The organism is Pseudomonas sp. NPDC086581, assembly GCF_044746165.1.
GTDB lineage: Bacteria > Pseudomonadota > Gammaproteobacteria > Pseudomonadales > Pseudomonadaceae > Pseudomonas.
Window position 1 is genome coordinate 663,933 of the sequence record NZ_JBIVBR010000002.1, and the last position, 25,094, is coordinate 689,026.

The following is a 25,094-nucleotide window of genomic DNA, read 5'->3' on the forward strand; positions in this document are numbered from 1 at the left end:
CCGGAGAAAAGTGGAATTATCTGTCGGCGCGCCTTTCCAACGTTCGACAAGACATAAAAGACCGATCGGTCGCAGGGTTTGCTCGATGCCAAGCTCCCCAGGGGATACCTCCCTTTCACCAGTGCAGGGCCAGGGCGACTTCCTCAACAGCAGTAGCGCCATGGCGCCGCTGATCCGCCAGTACGACTGGGCGACCACCTCGCTCGGCCCGATGGAGCAATGGCCGGTCACACTCAAGGGCATCCTCGAAGTTGGCCTCAACTCGCGCCTGCCGGTGTGCATCTACTGGGGCCCGGAGTTCATCCTGCTGTACAACGACGCCTGGAGCGTCATTCCCGGCGACAAGCATCCAGCCTGCCTGGGCCAGCCGGCACATATAGCGTGGTCGGAGATCTGGTCGATTCTCGACCCCATGTACAACGGCATCCTGCAGACCGGCGTGGCCGCCCACGAGGAAGACCGCCTGCTGCCCATGGTGCGCTTCGGCTACGTCGAGGAAGCCTACTTCACCTACAACGTCAGCCCGATCTTCGGCCAGGACGGCAAGCCCATCGGCCTGTTCAACACCGCCGTGGAGACCACCGGCAACGTCATCCAGCAACGCCGCCAGCACCTGCTGACACGCATGGCGGAACGCCTCGGGCAGGCTGACGACAGCGCGCAAATCTGCGCCCAGGCCTTCGCCCTGCTCGCCGAAGCCAGCCACGACGTGCCCTTCTGCCTGCTCTACCACGCCGGCATCCTGCTCGGCGCCTGTGGTACCGATGCCAGCGACCGCTTTGCGCCGGCGCAGCTGAGCGCGGACGATGACCCGTTGCACCTGTTCAACGGTCTCAAGAAAGCCCACCAGTCCCCTCTGGGCAGCCAGTACATGCGCGCCTTCGCGCCCTGGCCGGAGGTGCTCGACAGCACGTACGCCACCCCGCTGGAAGGCCATGCCGACAGCCTGGCAGTATTCGGCATCAGCCCGCGCCGACGCCTGGACGAGAATTACGCGACCTTTTTCAACGAACTGGCCACCTTGCTCGGCCATGCCCTGGCCTCCGCCAGCCTTCGCACACAGGAGCGCCAGCTTAAAGAGGCTGTGCAGGAAGAAGCCCGCCAGCGCACCCTGGAGCGCGACCGCGTCTGGGCGGTCAGCCAGGACCTGCTTTGCGTGCTCGATCACCGGGGCGTGCTGCGCAGCTTCAACCCGGCCTGGGGCAACCTGCTGGGCTGGAGCGAGGAACAGCTCAGCGGCCGCAACAGTGAAGAGCTGGTGCACCCGGACGACCTGAGGCCGAGCATCGACACCCGCGCCACCCTCGCCCGCGGCGAGCGCCTGCAGCACTTCGAAAACCGCATGCGCCACGCCGACGGCAGCTACCGCTGGATTTCCTGGCACGCCACCGAGGAGAACGGCTTGATCTACGGTTGCGGCCGCGATATCAGCGAACAGAAGCGCGCCGCCGAGCTATTGGAGCAGGCGCAGTCCGCCCTCGCCAATGCCCAGCGCATGGAAGCCGTCGGCCAGCTCACCGGCGGCATCGCCCACGACTTCAACAACCTGCTGGCGAGCATCCGCTTCAGCCTCGACCTGATCACCCGCCGCGCACCGGCCAACGCCCAGCCAGAGCTGAGCCATATCCTCCAGGCCGCCACCCAGGCCACCGAGCGCGCCGCCGAGCTGACCCACAACCTGCTCGCCTTCGCCCGGCGCCAGGCGCTGGCCATGCACCCGGTGGACCTTGCCCAGCAATTGCGCGACTGGCACGACGAGCTGGCCGAACGCGCCGGCCCGGACGTCGCCGTGACGCTTGCCCTGGACGACGCGCAGAGCGTACTGACCGACCGCGACCAGTTGCACAAGGCCATACTTCACCTAGTAGAAAACGCCCGCGACGCCATGCCCGGCGGCGGCCGCCTGGAGATCAGGCTGCAGCACCAGGAGATCGTCAGCAGCGAGCGTGACCTGCCGGCCGGCGACTACCTCGCTCTCTCTCTGCAGGACAACGGCCAGGGCATGAGCGAGACCACCCTGACCCACGTCTTCGACCCCTTCTTCACCACCAAGGGCATCGGCCCCAACAGCGGGCTGGGCCTGTCGATGGTCTACGGCTTCATCAAACAATCCGGCGGGCACATCCGCCTGCGCAGCGAGCCCGGCCAGGGCACTTGCGTCACACTCTATTTCCCGAGAGGCAACTCAGTGGTCAGCATTCCCGACACCCCTACCCCCCCCAACCAACCCGCCAGGCAGCAACTGTGCGTCCTTGTCGTCGAGGACAACGACCTGGTGCGCATGCTCACCGTGGAAGTGCTGGAGGAGATCGGCTACCAGGTGCTGCAAGCCGAGGACGCGGAGGAGGCTCTGCCGATCCTGCAGGGAGACACCACGATCCATCTGCTGCTCACCGATGTCGGCCTGCCGGGTATGAACGGCGAGGAACTGGCAGTGGCCGCCAGGGAAGCCCGGCCGGAACTGCCGATCCTGTTCGCCACTGGCTTCGCCGAAATCGTCCGTATCGATGGCAGCGAGCTGGCCACGCGCATGTCGATGATCGCCAAGCCCTTCTCCATCGACGCGCTGCGCGACAAGGTCAACGGCATGCTCGGGCGCAAGGACGACTGACCGCTCCCCCTCAATGGGTCAGCAGCACACTCAGCGCCGCGCGCAGCTTGCCCGGCTTCACCGGTTTGTTCAGCAGCGGCATCCCCAGCCGCTGCAGGGCGCGACGGCAGTCGTCGCTGCGGTCGGCGGTGATCATCAGCGCCGGCAGCTCGCGGCGGAAATACTCGCGCAGCCCGCGAACCGCCTCGCAACCCGTGCGCCCAAGGTCGAGGTGGTAGTCGGCCAGGATCACCTCCGGCGCCTTGCCGTCCAGCGCCTGCAGCGCTTCCTCATAGCTGGTCGCCACCAGTACCTCGCAGCCCCATTGCCCAAGTAGCGCCGCCATGCTGGCAAGGATCGCCTCCTCGTTGTCGATCACCAACAGGCGCCGGCCCGGCAGCGGGTCGCCGGTCACCGGGCGCGGGCCGTTTTCCGCCAACGCTTGCTGCGGCAGGTCGCGCACCAGCGGCACCTCGAGGGAAAACACAGAACCACGCCCCGGCGCCGAGCGCACCTGCACCCGGCAACCGAGGATTCCGGCGATGCGGTCGACGATCGCCAGCCCCAACCCGACGCCCCGGCGATTGGACGCGCGGCCGGCGTCGAGCTGGTTGAACTCGAGGAAGATGGCTTCCAGCTGGTCCGCCGGAATCCCGCGCCCGGTGTCCCAGACTTCCAGCCTGACGTTCTCGCCGCGCCGGCGCGCACCGAGCATCACGCTGCCGCGCTCGGTGTAGCGACAGGCATTGCTGAGGAAGTTGCGCAGGATGCGTGACAGCAGGCGGTGATCGGTGCGCACTGCCAGCGAGGGAATCCGTGAGCGCAGGCGAAGCCCGGCGGCGCGGGCCACTTCGTCGAACTCCGAGACCAGCGGGCCGAGCAGTTCGTCCAGCGGGTACACCTCCAGGTCCGGGCGGATTGCGCTCTGGTCCAGGCGGGCGATTTCCAGCAGGTCGGTGAGCAGGTCCTCGGCGCCCTCCAGCGCCTGGTGCGTGCGCTCCACCAGCACCTGCTCGGCATTCGGCAACTGGCGTTCGCGCAGGGTAGAAACCAGCAGGCGCGCGGCATTTAGCGGTTGCAGCAAGTCGTGACTGGCGGCCGCCAGGTACTTGTCCTTGCTATTGTTGGCGGCCTCGGCGGCGTCGCGGGCCTCGCGCAGTTGCTGGTTCAACCCTTCCAGCTCGCGGGTACGTTCGGCGACGCGCTGCTCGAGTTCTTCGTTCAGGCTCTGCAGGCGCTGCTGGGCCTGAACGCGTTCGGTGATGTCGGCGACGAAGCCTTCCACCAGGCCTTCTTCATCGGGCTTGATCAGCAGGTTCATGAGGACGATGACGTGACTGCCATCGCGGCGGCGCAGGCGCGTCTCGTAGCCGAACAGGCCGTCGCGCTCGCGCAGCAACGCGCGGATGCGGCGCATCTCCGCCTCGCCGCCGACGAACAGCTGGCTGGCCATGTCCTGCAGGTTCCACAGCACCTGTTGCGGATCGTCGTAGCCGAGCATCCGCGCCAGCGCCGGATTCGCGGCGCGCATGCCCTGGCTCAGGCTGGCCTGGAAGATGCCGTGGACGGCGTGCTCGAACAGCCATTTGTAGCGGTTGCGCTCGGCTTCCAGCTCGTCCAGACGCGCCACCAGCTCGGGGTAGTGGCTCTTGCGCGCGGAATGGCTGCCCAGCCCGAGCAGCCCGGCCAGGGCCTGTTGCTGCTGCTCGTCAGAGGGCCTCGCCATATACCACCTCGACGTCGCGCTGGCTGGACTCGCGAGGGTTGGTGAGGATGCACGGGTCCTGCATCGCGTGGCGCGAGAGGAATGGAATGTCGGAACTGCCCACGCCATGCAAGCCGAGGCTTTCGTGGAAGCCCACGGCGTTCTTCAGGGCAATCAGGTGTTCCACCAGGCGCTGGCGGATCTGCGCATGGTTCATGCCACGGCAGTCGATGCCGAAGGTCTCGGCGATCACCTTGAAGCGCTCGGGTGCCGCGCTGTAGTTGAAGGCCACCACGTGCTCCACCAACACGGCGTTGCACAGCCCGTGCGGCAGGTCGAGGTAGCCGCCCAGGCTGTGGGACATGGCATGCACCGCGCCAAGGATCGCGTTGGAGAAGGCCAGCCCGGCCTGCATGCTGCCCAGCATGATCTTCTCGCGCAGGGCGATGTCCGCCGGATTGGCGATCATCTGCACCAGGTTGCCGTTGATCAGCCGCATGGCCTCCAGCGCGTGAGGGTCGGTGAGGGGGCCGTGGCCGGTGGAAACGAAGGCCTCGATGGCGTGCACCAGCGCGTCGATGCCGGTGCAGGCGGAAAGGAACGGGTCCATGGTCAGGGTGGTTTCCGGGTCGATCAGCGACACGTCGGGAACCACCGCCTTGCTGACGATGGAGAACTTCATCCGTTCGTCCTGGTTGGAGATGATCACGAACTGCGAGACGTCGGCCGAGGTGCCGGCGGTGGTGGGAATCAGGATCAGCGGCGGACTGGGCACGCGCAGGGTGTCCACGCCCTCGAACTCGAGGATATTGCGGCCGTGGGCGGCGACGATGCCAATGCCCTTGGCGCAGTCCATCGGACTGCCGCCGCCGACCGCGACTATCACGTTGCAGCCTTCGCTGCGGTAGACGTCGGCGCCGCGCATGACTTCTTCCACGCGCGGGTTGGGCGACACATCGGTGTAACGGCAGAAGGAAATGTCCTGGGCGGCCAGGCTGGCCTCGATATCGGCAACCCAGCCGGCGGTTACTACACCCGGATCAGACACGACCAGGACCTTGCGGGCGCCGAAGGTTTTCACGTAATTGGCGACATTGTGCCGGCATCCGGCACCGAAAATGATCTCTGGCGAGACGAATTTGCGCAGCTGGCTGAGCTCGTGGGACATCGGGGGCTCTGTCGTTATTGTTATGGGATATTTCCGGCAGCCTACTGCATCCGTCAGGTATTGCAATGCGACCTTGGCAGACGGTTCTGGCAGCCTGCTCTGACAGCTAATTCTGATAAAAATCAGTCCGCCAGAAGTGCCTGATAGAAGCGCCACTCGGCCTCAAGCGCGTGGGCCAGGTTGGCAGCCTGGCGGAAGCCGTGGCGCTCCCCGGCGTAGCGGTGCACTTCAACCGGCACGCCGCGCTGGCGCAGGCTGTCGACCATGACATCGGTCTGTGCCGGCACCACCACCGCATCCAGTTCGCCCTGGAAGAAAATCACCGGCGCGTGAATGTGTTCGGCCTGCTGCACAGGCGTGCGCTCGCGGTAGCGCTCGGCGTCCTGTTGCGGATCGCCGATCAGCCAGTCCAGATAATCCGCCTCGAACTTGTGGGTGACCCGCGCCAACGCCAGCGGGTCGCTGACACCATAGAGGCTGGCGCCGCCGCGCAGGCCCGGCAACCGTGCCAATGCCATCAGCGCGCTGTAGCCGCCAGCACTGGCGCCGCGCACGAACACCCGCTGGCGGTCAATGCGCCCAGACTTGCCCAGGAAGTCCAGCGCCGCGCCGATGTCCTCCACTTCCACCTGCCCCCAGCCAAGGTGCAGGCGCTCGCGGTAGGCGCGGCCATAGCCACTGCTGCCGCGATAGTTGATATCGGCGACGGCGAAGCCCCGGCGCGTCCAGAACTGGATGCGCCCGTCGAACACCGGGTAACTGGCCGAGGTCGGCCCGCCATGCAGGAACACCACCAGCGGCGGAGCCCCGTCCGAGGCGTAGGGGGGATAGAAGAATCCGTGGCCACATTCGTCCTCGCCCACCGGATAGTGGAAGGCTTCGCCACGGGACAGTTCGACCTCCGGCAACGGTCTTTCGCCACCGGCCAGCACCTGGGTGGAGCAGTCTACCCGGCGGATCGCCAGCAGCGTCGGCAGGCGGTCCGGCGCAGCGGCGATGCAATAAAAGTGGTGCTCGTCAGCCGCCAGCGAGCGAAAACGGCTGTACTCCAGAGCGAGCCGGTGCTCGCCGCCATCCCCGTCATACAGCACCAGCACGCCGCGCCCCTCTTCATAGCGGGTCGCCAGCAGTTCGCCACGCGGCAACGGCAGGAAGGTGCGCCCACCCAGCTGCCAAGGCGCGCTGGCGTGGTCGGTGGCAGTACAGGGCAAGGCACCGACGATTTCATGGTACAGCTGCCAGTAGCCGTCACGGTCGCTCAGCCAGTGCAACCGACCGTCCTCGGCGAAGCGCGGTTGCTGGATGGATTCGTGCCGAGCCTGTCCCGCCAGGCAGCGCTCTTCCCCGGCGAAGGACTCGCACAGGCGGGTTCGCGTCCAGGGCTGGTGCGGCCGATCCCACTCCACCCAAGCGATGCGCTCGGCGCTGCTGTCCGCGATCGGGGATGCATAGAAATCCGCACCGGCGGCGATTATCCGACGACGGCCATCGGCGTCCAGGCGGACGATGCGGTGGACCGCCCCGCCACTGCCGTTTTCCTCCTCCACCGCCAGCAACGCGTTCCAGGCCGCCACGTAATGCAGGTCGCCGTAGCGGCACTCGTCGCGGTGGGTGATCGGCCGGGGCGCACCGCCCAGGCGCAGCCAATGCACCTGCTGGTCGCCCTCTTCCACCCAGGCCACGCCGTCGGCGGTGGCGCAGCAGGAGCCACCGCCGTATTCGTAGACGCGGCTGCGCACCGAGGCGCCCGGTGGGGTCAGCTCGACACTCTGCCCTTCACGGCTCAGGAACAGCCGACAGCGCGAGCTGGCGGGATCGAACGCGGCCCATAGCAGACCGCCGTGGGCCACGTGCAGCTCGGCAAAGTCCCCCGCGGCGGCTACCGCGCGCTCGGCGCTCCAGTCGTTGCGCTGCATCCTCAGGCCTTGCAGATAAGTTTCGAAACGCGCTCGTTGCGCAGGGTCAGCGCGCTGAGCGGGGCGGCGGCCGTTTCTGCCTCGCGACGGGCGTCGAGGATGATCCCGTGGTGGGCTGACTTGGCGCATACCGGGTCGGTGGCCTCGGCGTCACCGGTGAGCATGAAGGCCTGGCAGCGGCAGCCACCGAAGTCGCGTTCCTTCTCATCGCAGGAGCGGCACGGCTCCGGCATCCACGCGTCGCCGCGGAAGCGGTTGAAGCCGAACGACTCGTACCAGATGTGCTGCAGGCTGTGCTCGCGCACGTTGGGGAACTTGACCGGCAGTTGCCGCGCGCTGTGGCACGGCAGCGCGGTGCCGTCCGGGGTGACGTCGAGGAACACGCTGCCCCAGCCGCCCATGCAGGCCTTGGGGCGCTCCTCGTAGTAGTCGGGCACCACGAAGATCAGCTTGCACGGGTTGCCCTCGGCGGCCAGGCGCTCGCGATACTCGGCGGTGATGCGCTCGGCGCGTTGCAACTGCTCGCGGGTCGGCAGCAGGCCTGCGCGGTTCAGCTCGGCCCAGCCGTAGAACTGGCAGGTGGCAAGCTCGACGAAGTCGGCTTCCAGCTCGATGCACAGCTCGATGATGCGGTCGATGCTGTCGATGTTGTGCCGGTGGGTGACGAAGTTCAGCACCATCGGGTAGCCGTGGGCCTTCACCGCGCGGGCCATGGCGAGCTTCTGGGCGAAGGCCTTGCGCGAGCCGGCGAGCAGGTTGTTCACCTCCTCGTCGGCAGCCTGGAAGCTGATCTGGATATGGTCGAGACCTGCGTCGGCGAACTCCTTCAGGCGCTTTTCGTTGAGGCCGATACCGGAGGTGATCAGGTTGGTATAGAAGCCCAGACCACGCGCCGCAGCGATCAGTTCGGCAAGGTCCTGGCGCACCAGCGGCTCGCCGCCGGAGAAGCCCAGCTGCGCCGCGCCCATCTCGCGGGCCTGGCGGAATACCTCGATCCACTGTGCGGTGGTCAGTTCCTCGCCGCCCCTGGCGAAGTCCAGCGGGTTGGAGCAGTACGGGCACTGCAGCGGGCAACGGTAGGTCAGCTCGGCCAGCAGCCAGAGCGGCGGGCCTACCGGCGCCTCAGCGCAGCTCGATCCAGAATTGCGCATGGGCCACCTCGAGGAATGCCAGGATGTCTTCGTCGATGCCCGGCACGCCGGGGAAATCGGCACGCAGGCCATCGATGATGCCGGCGACGTCGGCCTGCCCGTCGACACGGCCGAGGATCGCCCCGGCGCTGTCGTTGAGCTTCACCATCCCCTCGGGATAGAGCAGCACATGGCAGCCCTGGGCCGGTTCGAATTGCAGGCGGAAGCCCCGGCGCAGCGCCGGTACGCTGTCCAGCGAAGGCAGACTCATCACAGCAACCCCCTGTGCCATACGCGCTCGCTCGTCACCGTGTGGTACGGCGGGCGCTCCAGTTCATAGGCCATGCTCATCGCGTCGAGCATGCTCCAGAGCACGTCGAGCTTGAATTGCAGGATTTCCAGCATGCGCTCCTGGGCCTCGCGGGTGCGGTAGTGTTCCAGGGTGATGCGCAGGCCGTGCTCAACGTCGCGGCGCGCCTGCGACAGGCGCTTGCGGAAGTAGTCGTAGCCGCTGGCGTCGATCCACGGGTAATGCTGCGGCCAGCTGTCCAGGCGCGACTGGTGGATCTGCGGGGCGAACAGCTCGGTGAGCGAACTGCTGGCGGCTTCCTGCCAGCTGGCGCGGCGGGCAAAGTTGACGTAGGCGTCCACGGCGAAGCGAACGCCGGGCAGCACCAATTCCTGGGACAGCACCTGCTGGCGGTCCAGCCCGACGGATTCGGCCAGGCGCAGCCAGGCCTCGATGCCACCCTCCTCGCCGGGTGCGCCATCGTGGTCGAGGATGCGTTGCAGCCATTCGCGGCGCACCTCGCGGTCCGGGCAGTTGGCGAGGATCGCCGCGTCTTTCAGCGGGATGTTCAACTGGTAGTAGAAGCGGTTGGCCACCCAGCCCTGGATCTGCTCGCGAGTGGCGCGGCCTTCGTACATGGCCACGTGGTACGGGTGGAAGATGTGGTAGCAGGCGCCCTTGGCGCGCAGTGCCTGCTCGAACTCGGCTGGGCTCATGGCTTCGCGGGTCATCGCGACGCTCCTTCTACAAGGGCCGTCAAAGGAAGATACCCATGCCATCGAACGCCACCTCGATGCCACGTGCGTCCAGTTCGGCGCGTTCGGGCGAGGCGATGTCGAGGATGGGATTGGTGTTGTTGATGTGGATGAGCACCTTGCGCGGCCCGTCGATGCCGTCGAGCACTTCGATCATGCCGCCGGGGCCGCTCTGGGCCAGGTGGCCCATCTCGCTGCCGAGCTTGTCGCCCACTTCGCAGACGCGCATCTCGTCGTCGCGCCACAGCGTGCCATCCACCAGCAGGCAGTCGGCGCGGCGCATCCACGCCAGCAGCTCGTCGTCCACCTGGCCCAGGCCGGGCGCGTAGAACAGCTTGCCGCCGGTGGACAGGTCCTCGATGAACAGGCCGATGTTGTCGCCCGGATGCGGGTTGCCCCGGTGCGGCGAATACGGCGGCGCACTGCTGCGCAGGGCGATGGCGGTGAGGCGCAGGCCCGGGCAGGCCGGGATGCTGAAGGGCTCGGCATCCAGCGCGATGAGCCGGTGCTTCAACCCGCCGTTCCAGTGCGACAGCATGGGGAACAGAGGGAAACCGGTAGACAGGTCCTGGTGGACCATCTCCGTGCACCAGACTTCGTGCGGGCAACCTTCGCGCAAGCTGAGCAGGCCGGTGGTGTGATCGATCTGGCTGTCCAGCAGAACGATGGCGGCAATCGCCGAATCGCGCAGGCGCCGTGCCGGTTGAAGCGCCGGAAAGGACGCCAGCTGGGCGCGGATGTCGGGCGAGGCGTTGCAGAGAATCCAGTTCTCGCCGTCGTCGGACAGCGCGATGGACGATTGGGTGCGTGGCTGCGCGATCACGCTGCCGTCGCGCACGCCGCGGCAGTTGCGGCAATTGCAGTTCCACTGGGGAAAGCCGCCGCCGGCGGCCGACCCGAGAATTCGGATGTGCATGACAGTGCCCCGTGGGCAGGGGCCCCGGCGGACCGGGGCCGAGTGGATCAGCGGTTGGCGAAGTACAGGGTCACTTCGAAGCCAAGGCGCAGGTCGGTGAAGCTAGGCTTGGTCCACATGGGTCTGTCCTCTTGTTGTCGGCCGGTTGAGCCCGGCTGATTGAGTTAAACACCAGGGTCAGGCACTCCGAATGATACTTTCGAAGGAGATTCCCCCCTGATTTGGTAGCGGGCACGCGACAGCTGTCGCGCCCCGCCGCTACAACTGTCCCATCGCTGCGACAGCCGTTGCCCGGTTGCGCCCGCGCCCTCTGGCGGCGAGCGCTCTGGCGCGAGGCTCGGCGCCCCGCGCGAAGTGTTTCGGCACAGGCCTTGCTCGGGCTCTCGTCGCCCGTGACCCACCGGTCTAGACTAGCCAATCCTAGGAACGGTCCTACACGGAGCCGGTCCCATACAAAAACAATGCGCCGCAGTCCGACTGACGGCCGCCGGGAGTGACCATGCAACCGCAACCCCTGGAAAACTGCCCGAACGACCTTGCCGCCTTCATCGCCGATCACTTCGGCGAGCGTGACATCCAGCCCGAGGGCGCCATTGCGCGCTCCTGGTACCGCAGCGTGATGGAGCACCATCTCGACCCACGCGCGCGGGCGGAAAAACACATCCTCACCGCCGGTGAAATCCGCGAGCACCAGGGCCTGCATCAGGACTACCTGGCGATTGCCAGCCAGGGCGTCACCGGCCTTGCCCGGCGCGTACTGCCGGCCGGCTTCGCGGTGCTGCTCAGCGACGAGCGCGGCATCACCCTCGATGCGCGCCTGCCCAGCGAGCGCGACCGCTACACCCAGGCCGGGCTGATCGTCGGCGCGCGCTGGGACGAATCCATCGCCGGCACCAACGGTATCGGCACCGCGCTGGCCGCCGGCGAGGCGCTGACCATCCACCGCCAGGAGCACTTCCTGGTGAGCAACTTCCGCCTGAGCTGCTCGGTGGCGCCGATCTTCGACGCCCAGCACCGGTTGCGCGGTTGCCTGAACGCCACCTGCCTGTACAACGACGGCCCCAAGGATGCGCAGTACCTGACCCTGCAGCTGGTGATCCTGTACGCGCGGCTGATTGAGAATGCCAGCTTCCGCCAGCGCTACCGCGACCGCCTGACCCTGTCGGTGAAAGCCCGCGACGAGGTGTCGGACCTGGCCAACGAACAGCTCATCGCCCTCGACGAGCAGGGCCGAGTGATCGGCGGCAACCACGCCGCCTTCACCGCCTGCCGCGGTGAGCTGCTGGGCAGCCGCATCGAACAGTTGCTGGAGGCGGACGTCGACCAGTTGCTCGACCTGAGCAAAGGCGGCGCGCGGGGCATCCGCCTGCGCACCCTGGCCGACCATGCCCTTGTAGACGTCGGCCTGCGCACGCCAGCCAGCCCGCCGCGCCGCAGTGCGCCAGCCGCTGGCGCAACGAAGAGCCCGGAGCACCCGGACCTCACTCGCCTCGCTGGCGCCGACTCGCGCCTGCAGGACGGCGTGCGCAAGCTGCGCAAGGTGCTCGACAAGGGCATCTCCATCCTCGTCACCGGCGAGACCGGCACCGGCAAGGAAGCCTTCGCCCGCGCCATCCACCAGGCCAGCGCACGCCATGCCGGGCCCTTCGTCGCGCTGAACTGCGCGGCGATCCCGGAAAGCCTGATCGAGAGCGAGCTCTTCGGCTATCGCAGCGGCAGCTTCACTGGCGCCAGCAAGAAAGGCATGAAGGGCAAGCTGGAACTGGCCAACGGCGGCACGCTGTTCCTTGACGAGATCGGCGACATGCCGGCGCACCTGCAGACCCGCCTGCTGCGCGTGCTGGCGGAGCGGGAAATCCTCCCGCTGGGCGCCGAAGCGCCGGTGGCGCTGGACGTGCAGGTGGTCTCCGCGACCCACCAGAACCTGGCCGAGATGATCCGCGCCAAGGGCTTCCGCGAGGACCTGTTCTACCGCCTCGCCGGCATGACCCTGCAACTGCCGGCGTTGCGCGAACGCACTGACCGCGAGGCGCTGATCGACAGTCTGCTGGCGGGCCTGGGCGGCAACCTGCACCTCGATGGCGCGGTGCGCGAGCGGCTGCGCGGCCATCCCTGGCCGGGCAACATCCGCCAATTGCTGAACTGTCTGCGCTACGCCGCCGCCCTCGCCGAGGACGGCCGCATCGACCTGGACTGCCTGCCGATGGAGTTGCATCAGGGCGCCCCCATTGTCATTGCCGAAGCACCGCCAACAGCCACCACGACCGCCCTCGCCGCCCGCCTGGACGACGACGAGGCGCGCCACCTGCTGGCGGCGCTGCGCGAGCGGCAGTGGAACATCAGTGCGGTGGCGGAACAGTTCGGCATTGCCCGGTCGACCCTGTATCGGAAGATGAAGAAGCACGGCATCGTGCAGCCCAACGCGCTGTATTGATCCTGTCCCTTTTCCCTGCGTCCGCGAATCACCCGCTTCGGGCGCAGGGAAAAAGGAGCGAGCCTCACCTGGCAAGGAAGGCCCGCCCAAGCAGAACGGTGATGTACTTACGGGTGCGGCATTCCCTCTCCCAGGGAACTCCGTGCACGCTTTAACACCCTCTCCTCCAGTCCTCTCCCTGAAGGGAGAGGGTTAGAGAGAGGGTCTAAGCCCAGGCACGAACTGACCCGGCTCACTCCTGCGCATAAACCACATGCGTATGCGTGTACTCATACAACCCATGCTTGCCATCCGCGCCGCCGATACCGGACTTGCGGGTGCCGGCATGGAAACCCTGCATGGCCTCGAAGTTCTCGCGGTTGATGTAGGTCTCGCCGAAGTCCAGCTCGCGGCTGGCCTTGAGCGCGGCGCTGAGGTTGCGGGTGTAGATCGACGAGGTCAGTCCGTAATCACTGTCATTGGCCAGGGAGATCGCTTCGTCGAGGTCGTCCACCACCTGGATCGGCAGCACCGGGCCGAAGATTTCCTTGCGCATGATCTCCATGTCGCCCTTGCAGCCGGCGAGCACGGTGGGCTGGTAGTGGAAGCCCTTGCCGAGGTCGGCCACGGCGCCACCGGTGATGATCTGGGCGCCCTGCCCGGTCGCCGTACGAACCATCTGCGCGACCTTGTCCAGGCCGATCCGGTTGACCAGCGGGCCCATGTCCAGGTCGGCCTGCACGTTCGGGTCGCCGAAGCGGGTGGCGGCCATGGCGGCGGCGATCTTCTCGATGAACTGATCGGCCACCTGGCGCTGCACGTAGACGCGCTCGGCGCAGTTGCACACCTGCCCGGTATTGATCACCCGCGAGGCCTTGATGGCGTTTACCGCCAGCTCCAGGTCGGCGTCGGCGAGGACGATGGCCGGCGCCTTGCCACCCAACTCCAGGTTCAGCTTGGTGATGTTCGGCGCGGCCGCCGCCATGATCCGCGAGCCGGTAGCGACACTGCCGGTGAAGCTGATCAGGTCCACCCCGGCGTGGCTGGTCAGTGCGCTCCCGGCGCTGGCCCCGGTGCCGCCGACGACGTTGAAAACACCGGTGGGCAGGTCGGTTTCCGCCACCAGACGGGCGAATTCGAAGCAGTTGATCGGGGTTTCTTCACTGGGCTTGATGACGATGGTGTTGCCGGTCAGCAGCGCCGGCGCCATCTTCCGGGCGATGAGGAAGAACGGGAAGTTCCACGGTAGGATGCCCGCCACCACGCCCAGCGGTTTGCGCAGCAGGAAGATGTGCTCGCCGGCACGGTCGCTGGTCAGCACTTCGCCTTCCAGGCGGCGCGCCCACTCGGCCATGTAGTCGAGGTAGTCGGCGGTGAAGTTCACTTCCACTTCCGCCAGCGCCGGCACCTTGCCTTGCTCGGCGGTGATGATCTTCGCCAGGCGCGGCGCGTTGGCACGGACCTTCTCGGCGATCTTGCGCAGGTAGCCGGCGCGCTCGATGGCAGGCTTGGCCGCCCAGCCCTTCTGCGCCGCGCGGGCGGCGCCGATGGCGCTGTCCACCTGGGCCGCGCTGGCCTCGGGGATGCGCGCCAGCAGCTCGCCGTTGGCCGGGTTGTGCACCTCGATCAGTGGCTCGCCAGCGACGAAGCGGTTGTCGATGTAGTGCTGGTAGGTTGTCACGTCAGTCATGGGTTGCTCTCCGGTTTGACGGTCACTTGGCGGCAGTCTTCTGCGCGCCGGCCAGTTGTTCCTTGAGGTCGTAGGCGCGCTTGATCAGGTACTGGTGCACGGCCTCAGCCTGCTGCAGGTCGAGGTGACCCTGGAACGACGGCATGCCGTCGGGGATGCGGCCGCCGTAGATGATGCCGAGGAAGCGCTGGTGGTTTTCCGCGCTGAGGGTGCGCAGGTCGGGCACCACGCCGCCGCTGATGGCGTTGATGCCGTGGCACTGCGAGCAACTGGAGTTGAACAGCTCGCGACCCTGGTCGATCTGCGCGGTGGTGCCGGTCAGCGCCGGCGGCTCGGGCTTGCGGTCGGCCCACTTGTAGTTGATGTCCGGCAGCTTGGCGGTGCCGCCGAGCTTGTAGGTCAGCACCTGGGCGTTGGGCTTGACCCCGGCGCGCAGCGACAAGGCGCCGGCGAAGGTGGAGAAGGCGCCGCCCCAGCCAGCCATGAAGGTCACGTACTGCTCGCCGTCCACCTCATAGGTGATCGGCGCAGCCATCACGCCGGTGTTGGCCGGGGATTCCCAGAGCTTCTTGCCGGTCTCGGCGGCATAGGCCACCACGCGACCGTCAGCGGTGCCTTCGAACACCAGGTTGCCGGCGGTGCTGAGAGTGCCGCCGTTGAAGATGGTGCTGTAGGGGACTTCCCAGCGCTTCTCCTGCTTCACCGGGTCCCAGGCGATCAGCTTGCCGGTCCAGGTGTCGGCGATCTTGCGCAGGCCTTCGGGGTCCTCGGGCATCATCCCGGTATTGACGTCGAGCTGGTAGATGCTCTTGAACTTGGAGCGCGGTGGCGCGCCGTCGACGTCCTGGTACATCGCCGACATGATGTGCGCGGGGATGTACACCAGGCCGGTGTTGGGGTTGTACGACATGGGCTGCCAGTCGTGGGCGCCCCAGAAGGCCGGCTGGATCAGGCGCGCCTTCTTCTCCGGGTCCTTCCAGTAGTCGGAGACCTTCTCGTTGCGGATCGGCCGACCGGTCTTCATGTCGATGCCGGTGGCCCAGTTGATCGGGATGAAGTTCTTCGCCGAGAGCAGCTCGCCGGTGGCGCGGTCGATGACATAGAAGAAGCCGTTCTTCGGCGCCTGCATCAGTACCTTGCGCTGCTTGCCGTCGATCTCCAGGTCCACCAGCATGATGTGCTGGGTGGCGGTGTAATCCCAGGCGTCGCCCGGCGTGGTCTGGTAGTGCCAGACGTACTCGCCGTTATCAGGGTTGATCGCGACGATGGACGAGAGGAACAGGTTGTCACCCTTGCCTTCGCTGCGGATGCGCGGGTTCCACGAGGAGCCGTTACCGACGCCGATGTACAGCAGGTTCAGCTCCGGGTCGTAGGACATGGAGTCCCACACGGTGCCGCCACCGCCCTGCTTGTGATAGTTGTCGCCGAACCAGGTCTTGGCGGCGATTTCCATGCCCTTGCCCTTGGGCATTTCCTTGGGGTCGCCGGGCACGGTGAAGAAGCGCCAGTCCTGCTTGCCGGTCTCGGCATCGTAGGCGGTGATGTACCCGCGCACACCGAACTCGGCGCCGCCGTTGCCGATGATCACCTTGCCCTTCACGATGCGCGGCGCGCCGGTGATGGTGATGCTGCGCGACGGATCGCTGCGGGTATCGACGCTCCACACGCGCTTGCCGGTCTTGGCGTCGATGGCCTCCAGGCGCCCATCGAGTACGCCGACGTAGACCTTGCCCTTCCACACCGCCACGCCACGGTTCACTGCGTCACAACAGGCTTCGCCGGCGCGGCTGCGGTCGGACTGCGGGTCGTACTTCCACAGTTGCTCGCCGGTGCGGGCGTCCAGCGCGTAGACGATGGAGAAAGGCCCAGTGGTGTACATCACGCCATCGACTACGATGGGCGTGGCTTCCACGCCACGGTCGATGTCCAGCTTGTGGCTCCAGGCCAGGCCCAGGTTACCGACGTTGCTCTGGTCAATCTTCTTCAGCGGGCTGAAGCGCTGCTCGTCGTAGGTGCGGCCGGTGGACATCCAGTTGCCGGGTTCGCTATTGGCGGCGGCAATGCGCTTGCCATCGACGTTGGCCGGGACTTCAGCAGCCTGGAGATTGTGGGACAGACCGGCCATCAGCAGCGAAGCGGTCAGCAGGGAATGACGCAGGGCGGGTTGCAGGCGAACGGAAGGCACGTGCGGGCCAATCGATCTCATGGAGGTTCTCCGATTCTTGTTGGTGCCGCGGATCGTTCGCCGCGGCTTGCAAGGCTCAGAGCAACCGTTGTGCCAGGGTTTTCGAGTTGGGCTGGAGGGCTCGCCGTTCGGGGCCTCTGGCGTTTCCTGCTGACGAAGATGCCGGTATTGCAAGCGCTACAGGTGTTGCGCGGAACCGCGGCAGGTGTTGCGCAACCGGGACGCCAAGCAAGCTTTGCAGGACGGCGCAGTCACTGCTGGTCGACGCGCGGCAGCGCCTTCTGCTCGTAGCGCGGATAGAGGTGACTGACGCTGCGGATCAGTTCGTAACGCGTCAGGCTGACGCCGGCGAAGCGCTCGGGGATGGGCGTGCGCAGGAGGTCGTTCATGTCCGCGCCCTGGGCGATGCCATCGCGCATCACGCTGTCGAGCCAGCCGAGGTAATCACGCATCTGCGCAAAGGGTGCGGCATCGGTGGCGATTGGGCCGTGGCCGGGGACGATGAGTTTCCACGGCAGTTTCTGCAGCGTGTCGAGATCGCCCAGCCAGACGTCCAGCCCCGGGCTGTTCGGCGTGGTCAGCGCACGCTGGTAGAACACGATGTCGCCGGCGAACAGCACGCCAGTGGTTTCGTCAAGGATCGCCAGGTCGGCGCCGGTATGTCCGCGCAAGCCGACCAGGCGGAATCGGTGGCTGCCCATCTGCAGCTCACCCGGCATCACCGTCTCGCTGGGCAGTACCACTTCCGTGCCGCGCATCCAGTCGCCGACCAGGCGATACATGTTCTCCGCCATGGCGTTGCCCTGCTCCTTCAGTAGCTTGCTGGTGCCGGCCAGCGCACCGATGGGCACGTCGGTGAAGGCCTGGTTGCCCAGCACGTGATCGGGGTGGTGATGGGACAGCAGCACGCGCTTCACCGGCTTGCCGGTAGTCTGCTGGATCAGCGCACGCAGGGCTTCGCCGTAGCGCTTCGACGGACCGGTATCGATCACCAGCACACCGTCGCCGGTGTCGATGAAAGCGACGTTGACGATGGCGCCGCCATTATCCTTGGCGAAGTTGTCGGTGCCGCCTTCCACCAGCCAGGTGCCTTCGGCGATCTTCCGGGGTTCGAGGTGGTACTGCAGGTCGGCCAGTGCCGGCAGGCACAGGCAGGCCAGGGCGATCAGGAGGAAACGCATGGGCACCTCGTCGGTACAGGGCGGCGTCAGCACAGGGCGGCCTCAACTCGATGCGGTGTCAGCGCAGAGCGGCCTGGAATTCGTTGCCGTTGTTGTCGTGCAGCCAGAGCTGCGTGTGCGGATGGCCGCGCACCTCGAGGGTGAAGGTCGGGTTCTCGCTGACCGCCGGGAACAGGTCGAGCCGGGCGAAGACTTCGCCGTCCGGCCCGCGCAGTTCGGCGTGATCCAGGTAGAACTCGGGGATGCCGCCGACCAGGCCGTTGTCCATCGGGTGCGAGACCGACAGGCGCACCCGGCTGTATTCGCCCTTGGCGAAGGACTCGCCGTGCACCTGGCCGAGGCGGTCTTCCCAACCCGGCTGCGCGCGCACCACGCTGGGCGCGGTGCAGCCGCCACCGGCGGCGTCGATCCAAGCCGAGCCGACGTGCCAGACGCCCTTCTCGTCGCGCAGCGCGGCGCGGATCGGCGTGGCCTGCTCAATGCGGATGCGCACCGCCAGCAACGGCTCCAGGTGCTCGCCGGGATAGAGCGTCAGCACATGGGGAATCGGGTTCAGCTCGGCCCACAGCAGCAGCCGGTCGAAGCGCCCCGGCAAGGCACGGGCATCCACTTCCACCGGGACCTGGCGGGAGTCCTCGGCGAACGGCGGCACGCCCAGCTTCACCCGCTCGTCGAAGACGTAGGGTTCGCCATTCAGCAGGCGCTTGTGGTGGTACTCCCACATCACCGAGGGCATCGGGTCGCCCTCCACCGCCGCTGCCAGCAGCGGCAGTGCGCAGATCCCGAGCAGCAGTTCGCGCCTGTGCATCATTTATCCCTCACTGCACGTCCTGATAGAGCCCCGGCAGTTCGTAGCGCACGCCGTAGGCCGCGTAGAGCTTTTGCATCTCGCCGCTGCGCACCAGTTCCTCCAGCTCGCCATCCAGGGCGTTGGAGAGCTGGCGGTTGCTTTCATGCACCGCCATGCCGATGTCCCACTCGGGCTGGCCGAGATTGGGATAGGTGTTCTCGGCGTTCTTCAGGTGCTGGTCAGCGGCTTGCGCGCGCATCCAGTCCAACTCGCCGCGCAGGGCCATCACCGCGTCCACCTTGCCCGCGCGCATGCCGTCGAAGGCGGCCTGGGTGCTGGGGAAGTGCACGGTCATGCGGCTGAGCTGGCCGCCCAGCACGGAGGTCAGGTAGAAGGACGGCACGCTGTCCAGCTCGACCCCGATGGGGTGTTCGCGGAAGGCGGCAATGGTGTCCACCTCGGACAGCCGGCGGTCATCGCTGACCACCTGCCAGCGTTCGCGCTGGTAGGGGCCGAACATGACTACCTGCTCGTTGGCGAACTCGCCGACATCGTTGCGCCGGTTGGCGTACTGACGGTCGTACGGCACGCGCAGCATCACGTCGGCGACCACGCCCGGGCGCAGGTAATGGCCCTTCCAGATGAAGTTGCGAAGGTCGTCATCCAGGCGTTCGCCGGGCGTGACCCAGAGGAACTCCGCGCGCAGGCCCAGGCCGCTGGCCAGGCGCTGGGCGAGATCGATGTCGACCCCGCGCGGCTGCCCGCCCTGCATGAAGCTGTAGGGCGGGAAGTTCTCGTACACGGCCACCCGCAGCACGCCGCTGGAAACCATGTCCTCGTAGGGACGAACCCCTGCCTGCGCCTGCCCCAGCAGCAAGCACATGGCCAGGCCCAGTAGCGCGCCGATCAGCAGATAGGGCTGGCGCATGGCGGTCACTCTTCCACGTGCACGCTGTCCAGGTAGGTGCGGATCGCCCAGAGGCCTTCCTGGCTGATGAAGTCGGCCATCTTCGGCATGTACACCGCACCATCACGCACCGCGCCGTTGATCACACGCTCCTTGAACCACTCGTCACCCTCGGCGCCGGCGTCGAGCATGCGCAGGTCGGGGGCGATGCCGCCGGACTTGGCTTCCAGGCCGTGACAGCGTGCGCAGTTCTGGTTGTAGGCCGACGCGCCGATCTCCACCGCCTTGGCGTGGTTGGCGTAGGGCTCGCGGTAGGGGTTGGTGTCGCGCCATTCCTTGCCCAGCGGTTCCAGCCCCGTGGTATCCACTGCCTGGGGCGTCACATTGCCGTGGGACAGGGCCAGACCCGAAACACCCAGGCCGGCCACTAACAGCAGGCCACACAGCACGTTCTTGTTGTTCATCACTTCATCCTCTCATCGAGATGCTTGGCAAGGCACGGCGCCCGGAAAGACGCCAGTGATGACGATGGTAAGAACGCAGGGCCGGCGGCCGAATCCTGCTTTGGATGCTCCCGCCTACTCCCTTCGTACTAGAACGGCGGTCGGCCCCCGCCAGCGCTTTTGCAGCAAGCCCAAGTCATGCCCGGACCGGGAAATTATCCCGGCATCGCCGGGAGCTTTTCCGTTCCCCGTCACCACGCCCTCCTCCCAACATGGATTCGCCGCGGCACGTGCAGCGGCCTGCCGCCATCCATCACGGGAAACCACCATGAGAACAACAACAGCTCCCCAGCGCCTCGCCCCCCTGCACCTCGTCTTCAGCGGTCTCGCTTGTGCCATCGCCCTCACCGCTGGCGGCTCCGCCCTGGCGAAAGACGTGACCTGGGACGACATCGCCAACGACCACAAGACCACCGGCGACGTGCTGCAGTACGGCATGGGCACCAACGCCCAGCGCTGGAGCCCGCTCAAGCAGGTCAATGCCGACAACGTGTTCAAGCTGACGCCGGCCTGGTCCTACTCCTTCGGCGACGAGAAGCAGCGCGGCCAGGAGTCCCAGGCCATCGTCAGCGACGGCGTGGTCTACGTCACCGCGTCCTACTCGCGGCTGTTCGCCCTCGACGCGAGGACCGGCAAGCGCCTGTGGACCTATAACCACCGTTTGCCCGACGACATCCGCCCGTGCTGCGACGTGGTCAACCGCGGCGCCGCCATCTATGGCGACAAGATCTACTTCGGCACCCTCGACGCCGCCGTCGTGGCACTGAACAAGAAGACTGGCAAGGTGGTCTGGAAGAAGAAGTTCGGCGACCACGGCGCGGGCTACACCATGACCGGCGCGCCGACCATCGTGAAGGACGGCAAGACCGGCAAGGTACTGCTGATCCACGGCAGCTCCGGCGACGAGTTCGGCGTAGTCGGCCGCCTGTTCGCCCGCGACCCGGACACCGGCGAAGAGGTGTGGATGCGGCCCTTCGTCGAAGGCCACATGGGCCGCCTGAACGGCAAGGACAGCACCGTCACTGGCGACGTCAAAGCACCGTCCTGGCCGGAAGACAAGAACTCGCCCACCGGCAAGGTGGAAGCCTGGAGCCACGGCGGCGGCGCCCCGTGGCAAAGCGCGAGCTTCGATGCCGAGACCAACACCATCATCGTCGGCGCCGGCAACCCCGGTCCGTGGAACACCTGGGCGCGCACCGCCAAGGGCGGCAACCCGCACGACTACGACAGCCTCTATACCTCAGGGCAGGTCGGCGTCGACCCGAGCACCGGCGAGGTGAAGTGGTTCTACCAGCACACGCCCAACGACGCCTGGGACTTCTCCGGCAACAACGAACTGGTGCTGTTCGACTACAAGGCCAAGGACGGCAAGATCGTCAAGGCCACCGCCCACGCCGACCGTAACGGCTTCTTCTACGTGGTCGACCGGAACAATGGAAAGCTGCAGAACGCCTTCCCCTTCGTCGACAACATCACCTGGGCCAGCCACATCGACCTGAAGACTGGTCGCCCGGTGGAGAACGAAGGCCAGCGCCCACCGCTGCCGGAACCGGGGCAGAAACAAGGCAAGGCCGTGGAAGTCTCGCCGCCCTTCCTCGGCGGCAAGAATTGGAACCCCATGGCCTACAGTCAGGACACCGGGCTGTTCTACGTCCCCGCCAACCACTGGAAGGAGGACTACTGGACCGAGGAGGTGAACTACGCCAAGGGCAGCGCCTACCTGGGCATGGGCTTCCGCATCAAGCGCATGTATGACGACCACGTCGGCACCCTGCGCGCCATGAACCCCACCACCGGCAAGGTCGAGTGGGAATACAAGGATCACCTGCCGCTCTGGGCCGGTGTGCTGGCCACCGCAGGCAACCTGGTGTTCACCGGTACCGGCGAAGGCTTCCTCAAGGCCTTCGACGCGAAGACCGGCAAGGAGCTTTGGCAGTTCCAGACCGGCAGCGGCATCGTCTCCCCGCCCATCACCTGGGAGCAGGACGGCGAGCAGTACATCGGCGTGACCGTCGGCTATGGCGGCGCGGTGCCGCTGTGGGGCGGCGACATGGCCGAGCTGACCAAGCCGGTGGCCCAGGGCGGTTCCTTCTGGGTGTTCAAGCTGCCCAGCTGGGACAACAAGACCGCCAGCCGCTGATGCCCGGGCCCGCGCCGAAACCGGTGCGGGCCTGTCTCATTTACCCAGGAGATCGCCATGCGCCTGCTCGTCTGCCTGCTCTTCCCCCTCTCCACCCTCGCCTTCGCCACCAGCCAATCCGCGCCGGAGGTGGACGACGATGCGGCAACCGTCATCGCCGGCTGCCGCATCGAACCCGACAGTCAGTGTCCTAATGCTGACCTGCGCGGCGCCGACTTGCGCAACCAGGACCTGACGCGCATGAATCTGTCCGGCGCCAATCTCTCCGGAGCCGACCTGCGTCACGCCAGGCTCGACCTGGCCATTCTGCAACAGGCGCGCCTGACCGGCGCCGACCTCACCCGCGCCAGCCTGCAGCAGGCCAATCTGCGCGGCGCGGACCTGAGCGACGCCAGGCTGGTGGCCATCCAGGCCTGGGGCCTGTTCGCGCAGGGTGCGCAATGGCAAGGCGCGGATCTGACCGCCGCCTACCTGGAGTTCGCCCGCCTGAGCGGCGGCAAGCTGCACCAGGCCACGCTGCGCGCGGCGGACCTGGAGATGACCTGGCTCTCCCGCGCCGACCTCAAGGGCGCCGACCTGCGCGACGCCAACCTGCAGGAAGTGAAGCTGGCCGAAGCCAACCTGGAAGACGCCGACCTGCGTGGCAGCCGCCAGCGCTTCGGCAACTTCCAAGGCAGCAACATGGCGGGATGCAAGGGCTGCCCCGGCGGTTGGGACTGAAACCCGGCCCGGCGCCGGGATTGGCTCCATTGGTCTGCCGGTATTGCCGGGAATTGGCTATTCGAAGGTAACGGCGCGAGCGGTAACTTAGCGCCATTCCCGCACTAAGGCGGGCCCCACTGGAGATCACCATGAGCGCACGTATCGAATGGGCCAAGGCCGCCCCCGACGCCTACAAGGCCATGCTTGGACTGGAGCAGGCCCTGGCCAAATCCGGGCTGGAAACCTCGCTGCTGGAGCTGATCCGCCTGCGCGCGTCGCAGATCAACGGCTGCGCCTACTGCGTGAACATGCACGCCAATGATGCGCGCAAGGCCGGCGAGACCGAGGCACGGCTGCAGACCCTGAGCGTCTGGGAGGAAACCCGCTTCTTCACCGAGCGCGAGCGCGCTGCGCTGGCCTGGGTGGAAAGCCTTACCCGCCTGCCGGAAAAACACGCCCCGCAGGACCAGTTCGACGCCTTGCGCGAGCATTTCAGCGACGCCGAGATCGCCAACCTGACCCTGGCGATTGCCACCATCAATGCCTGGAACCGCTTCGGCGTTGGGATGGCGATGGTGCCCTGATTGGCGCTCGCCGCCCGCGGCGTTGTGCGCTCCTCAACCTATCCCGCTTGCAGGATAGGTTGAGGGGCGCCTACTTTTGTAGGAGCGGACTCCGCCCGCGATGTTTCCCGGCACGCTTCGAACCCATCGCGGACAGAATCCGCTCTTAAGTAGCTGGAACGAACGGCGCCGTGTCATGCAGCCAGACTCTTGATCTCGTAGGAGCGAGCTTGCTCGCGAACCCAGGCCTCGATGCGGGGCTGTTCGCGAGCAAGCTCGGTCCCACAAGTGAAACCAGTCAGACTTCGACCAGCTCCACCTTCTCCGGCTCGCGTTTCATCAGCACGCGGCCATTGCGGATCGAGTACAGCGCCTTGGTCTGCTGGCGCACCGCTTCGTAGTCACTCGCCACCCCCAGAACCAGCAGGTTGGCCGGACGCCCGGCGGCGATGCCGTAGCGCGCACCCAGGTTCAGCGCACGGGCGCTGTTGTCAGTAACCAGGTCCAGAGCACGCTGCAGGTCGTCGAAGCCCATCATGTGGCAGATGTGCAGGCCGGCGTCCAGCACGCGCAGGATGTTGCCGTTGCCCAGCGGGTACCACGGGTCCTTGATCGAGTCCTGGCCGAAGCAGACGTTCATGCCGGCGCGGTCGATCTCGGCCACGCGGGTCACGCCACGGCGTTTCGGGAAGGTGTCGAAGCGTCCCTGCAGGTGGATGCTCTCGGTCGGGCAGGAGACGAAGTTGATGCCCGAGCGCTTGAGCAGGCGGAACAGCTTCGAGCAGTAGGCGTTGTCGTAGGAACCCATAGCCGTGGTGTGGCTGGCGGTGACGCGACCGCCCATGCCGCGCACGCGGGCTTCTTCGGCGAGCACTTCGAGGAAGCGCGAGTTCGGGTCGTCGGTCTCGTCGCAGTGCACGTCCACCAGACAACCGGTGCGTTCGGCCAGGTCCATCAGGAACTTGATCGAGCTGACGCCCTGCTCGCGGGTGTTCTCGAAGTGCGGGATGCCACCAACCACGTCCGCGCCCAGGCGGATCGCCTCTTCCATCAGCTCGCGGCCGCCCTCGTAGGACTCGATGCCCTCTTGCGGGAAGGCGACGATCTGAAGGTCCACCAGGTGCCGCGCTTCTTCACGGACTTCCACCATGGCCTTTAATGCCGCCAGGGTCGGATCGGTCACGTCAACGTGGGTGCGCACGTGCTGGATACCGTGGGCGGCCAACATGCGGATGGTGGTGTGGGCGCGGGTCTTGGTGTCCTCGTGCGTAATGGTTTCCTTGCGCTGGGCCCAGCGCTCGATGCCCTCGAACAGCGTGCCGCTCATGTTCCATTCCGGCTCGCCGGCGGTCAGGGTGGCGTCGAGGTGGATATGCGGTTCCACCAGCGGAGCGATGGCCAGGTTGCCACGGGCGTCGATGTCGTCGCCGCTGGCGGCTACGCTGCCGGCTTGCTGCACGACCTCGGCGATGACGTCGCCTTCGCAGCGGATGGTGAACAGGCCGGTCTGCTTGCGCAGCGAGGCGTTGATGATTTTCATGGGATCAAAGG

The 25,094-nt window shown here is 66.6% G+C and carries 20 protein-coding genes; 5 read left to right on the forward strand and 15 right to left on the reverse strand.

What is annotated here, in order from left to right; all coding sequences use genetic code 11:
- Positions 1-85 precede the first annotated feature (85 nt).
- The gene (locus tag ACIPK7_RS07275; RefSeq protein WP_401086848.1) at positions 86-2,611 is read left to right on the forward strand and encodes an ATP-binding protein; all 2,526 of its coding nucleotides are present in this window, start codon (positions 86-88) and stop codon (positions 2,609-2,611) included.
- Between the two features lie 10 nt (positions 2,612-2,621).
- Here ACIPK7_RS07275 and ACIPK7_RS07280 read toward each other — a convergent pair whose 3' ends face one another.
- The 8 genes from ACIPK7_RS07280 to pqqA all read right to left on the reverse strand — a co-directional run bounded on the left by ACIPK7_RS07280 (position 2,622) and on the right by pqqA (position 10,588).
- Positions 2,622-4,316, reverse strand: a complete 1,695-nt coding sequence (locus tag ACIPK7_RS07280; RefSeq protein ID WP_401086850.1) for a NahK/ErcS family hybrid sensor histidine kinase/response regulator — start codon at positions 4,314-4,316, stop codon at positions 2,622-2,624.
- The gene (gene ercA, locus ACIPK7_RS07285; protein WP_401086852.1) at positions 4,300-5,463 is read right to left on the reverse strand and encodes an alcohol dehydrogenase-like regulatory protein ErcA; all 1,164 of its coding nucleotides are present in this window, start codon (positions 5,461-5,463) and stop codon (positions 4,300-4,302) included. The genes ACIPK7_RS07280 and ercA overlap by 17 nt, the downstream gene beginning before the upstream one ends.
- A 122-nt stretch (positions 5,464-5,585) precedes the next feature.
- Entirely contained in the window at positions 5,586-7,379 is a 1,794-nt protein-coding gene (locus ACIPK7_RS07290) for an alpha/beta hydrolase family protein (RefSeq protein WP_401086854.1), read from the reverse strand.
- Between the two features lie 2 nt (positions 7,380-7,381).
- Complete coding sequence (gene pqqE, locus ACIPK7_RS07295; RefSeq protein WP_401086856.1) at positions 7,382-8,530, reverse strand: pyrroloquinoline quinone biosynthesis protein PqqE; 1,149 nt, start codon at positions 8,528-8,530, stop codon at positions 7,382-7,384.
- Positions 8,502-8,780, reverse strand: coding sequence for a pyrroloquinoline quinone biosynthesis peptide chaperone PqqD (gene pqqD, locus ACIPK7_RS07300; RefSeq protein WP_017518379.1), 279 nt, complete (start codon positions 8,778-8,780; stop codon positions 8,502-8,504). The genes pqqE and pqqD overlap by 29 nt, the downstream gene beginning before the upstream one ends.
- Positions 8,780-9,529 (reverse strand): pyrroloquinoline-quinone synthase PqqC, encoded by a 750-nt coding sequence (gene pqqC / locus ACIPK7_RS07305; protein WP_401086858.1) that lies wholly within the window; start codon positions 9,527-9,529, stop codon positions 8,780-8,782. The genes pqqD and pqqC overlap by 1 nt, the downstream gene beginning before the upstream one ends.
- 25 nt (positions 9,530-9,554) lie before the next feature.
- Complete coding sequence (pqqB, locus tag ACIPK7_RS07310; RefSeq protein WP_401086860.1) at positions 9,555-10,469, reverse strand: pyrroloquinoline quinone biosynthesis protein PqqB; 915 nt, start codon at positions 10,467-10,469, stop codon at positions 9,555-9,557.
- A 47-nt stretch (positions 10,470-10,516) separates the two neighbouring features.
- Positions 10,517-10,588, reverse strand: a complete 72-nt coding sequence (gene pqqA, locus ACIPK7_RS07315) for a pyrroloquinoline quinone precursor peptide PqqA (RefSeq protein WP_003106462.1) — start codon at positions 10,586-10,588, stop codon at positions 10,517-10,519.
- Positions 10,589-10,968: 380 nt separating this feature from the next.
- On the opposite strand from pqqA, the gene ACIPK7_RS07320 reads away from it, so the two are divergent.
- Complete coding sequence (locus ACIPK7_RS07320; protein WP_401086862.1) at positions 10,969-12,903, forward strand: sigma-54-dependent Fis family transcriptional regulator; 1,935 nt, start codon at positions 10,969-10,971, stop codon at positions 12,901-12,903.
- A gap of 232 nt (positions 12,904-13,135) precedes the next feature.
- On the opposite strand, the gene aldA is transcribed toward ACIPK7_RS07320, so the two are convergent.
- The 6 genes from aldA to pedF form a co-directional block, all read right to left on the reverse strand.
- Positions 13,136-14,572, reverse strand: a complete 1,437-nt coding sequence (aldA, locus tag ACIPK7_RS07325; RefSeq protein WP_401086864.1) for an aldehyde dehydrogenase — start codon at positions 14,570-14,572, stop codon at positions 13,136-13,138.
- Between the two features lie 22 nt (positions 14,573-14,594).
- On the reverse strand, positions 14,595-16,778 hold the full coding sequence (locus ACIPK7_RS07330; protein WP_401086866.1) for a PQQ-dependent dehydrogenase, methanol/ethanol family: 2,184 nt from the start codon (positions 16,776-16,778) through the stop codon (positions 14,595-14,597).
- A 230-nt stretch (positions 16,779-17,008) separates the two neighbouring features.
- On the reverse strand, positions 17,009-17,938 hold the full coding sequence (locus tag ACIPK7_RS07335; protein WP_401086868.1) for a quinoprotein relay system zinc metallohydrolase 1: 930 nt from the start codon (positions 17,936-17,938) through the stop codon (positions 17,009-17,011).
- A 58-nt stretch (positions 17,939-17,996) separates the two neighbouring features.
- Positions 17,997-18,749, reverse strand: a complete 753-nt coding sequence (locus ACIPK7_RS07340) for a quinoprotein dehydrogenase-associated SoxYZ-like carrier (protein ID WP_401086870.1) — start codon at positions 18,747-18,749, stop codon at positions 17,997-17,999.
- A 7-nt stretch (positions 18,750-18,756) separates the two neighbouring features.
- Positions 18,757-19,656 carry a substrate-binding periplasmic protein gene (locus ACIPK7_RS07345; protein ID WP_401086872.1) on the reverse strand — a complete coding sequence of 300 codons (900 nt, stop codon included), beginning with the start codon at positions 19,654-19,656 and terminating at the stop codon, positions 18,757-18,759.
- Between the two features lie 5 nt (positions 19,657-19,661).
- Positions 19,662-20,099 carry a cytochrome c-550 PedF gene (gene pedF, locus ACIPK7_RS07350; RefSeq protein ID WP_192431045.1) on the reverse strand — a complete coding sequence of 146 codons (438 nt, stop codon included), beginning with the start codon at positions 20,097-20,099 and terminating at the stop codon, positions 19,662-19,664.
- Positions 20,100-20,406: 307 nt separating this feature from the next.
- Between pedF and exaA the strand changes: the two genes are divergently transcribed.
- The 3 genes from exaA to ACIPK7_RS07365 all read left to right on the forward strand — a co-directional run bounded on the left by exaA (position 20,407) and on the right by ACIPK7_RS07365 (position 23,564).
- Positions 20,407-22,278 carry a quinoprotein ethanol dehydrogenase gene (gene exaA, locus ACIPK7_RS07355; protein ID WP_192431044.1) on the forward strand — a complete coding sequence of 624 codons (1,872 nt, stop codon included), beginning with the start codon at positions 20,407-20,409 and terminating at the stop codon, positions 22,276-22,278.
- Positions 22,279-22,335: 57 nt separating this feature from the next.
- The gene (locus ACIPK7_RS07360; RefSeq protein WP_401086875.1) at positions 22,336-22,998 is read left to right on the forward strand and encodes a pentapeptide repeat-containing protein; all 663 of its coding nucleotides are present in this window, start codon (positions 22,336-22,338) and stop codon (positions 22,996-22,998) included.
- 131 nt (positions 22,999-23,129) lie between these two features.
- Entirely contained in the window at positions 23,130-23,564 is a 435-nt protein-coding gene (locus tag ACIPK7_RS07365; protein WP_401086877.1) for a carboxymuconolactone decarboxylase family protein, read from the forward strand.
- Positions 23,565-23,841: 277 nt separating this feature from the next.
- On the opposite strand, the gene codA is transcribed toward ACIPK7_RS07365, so the two are convergent.
- Entirely contained in the window at positions 23,842-25,083 is a 1,242-nt protein-coding gene (codA, locus tag ACIPK7_RS07370; protein WP_401086879.1) for a cytosine deaminase, read from the reverse strand.
- Positions 25,084-25,094 lie beyond the last annotated feature (11 nt).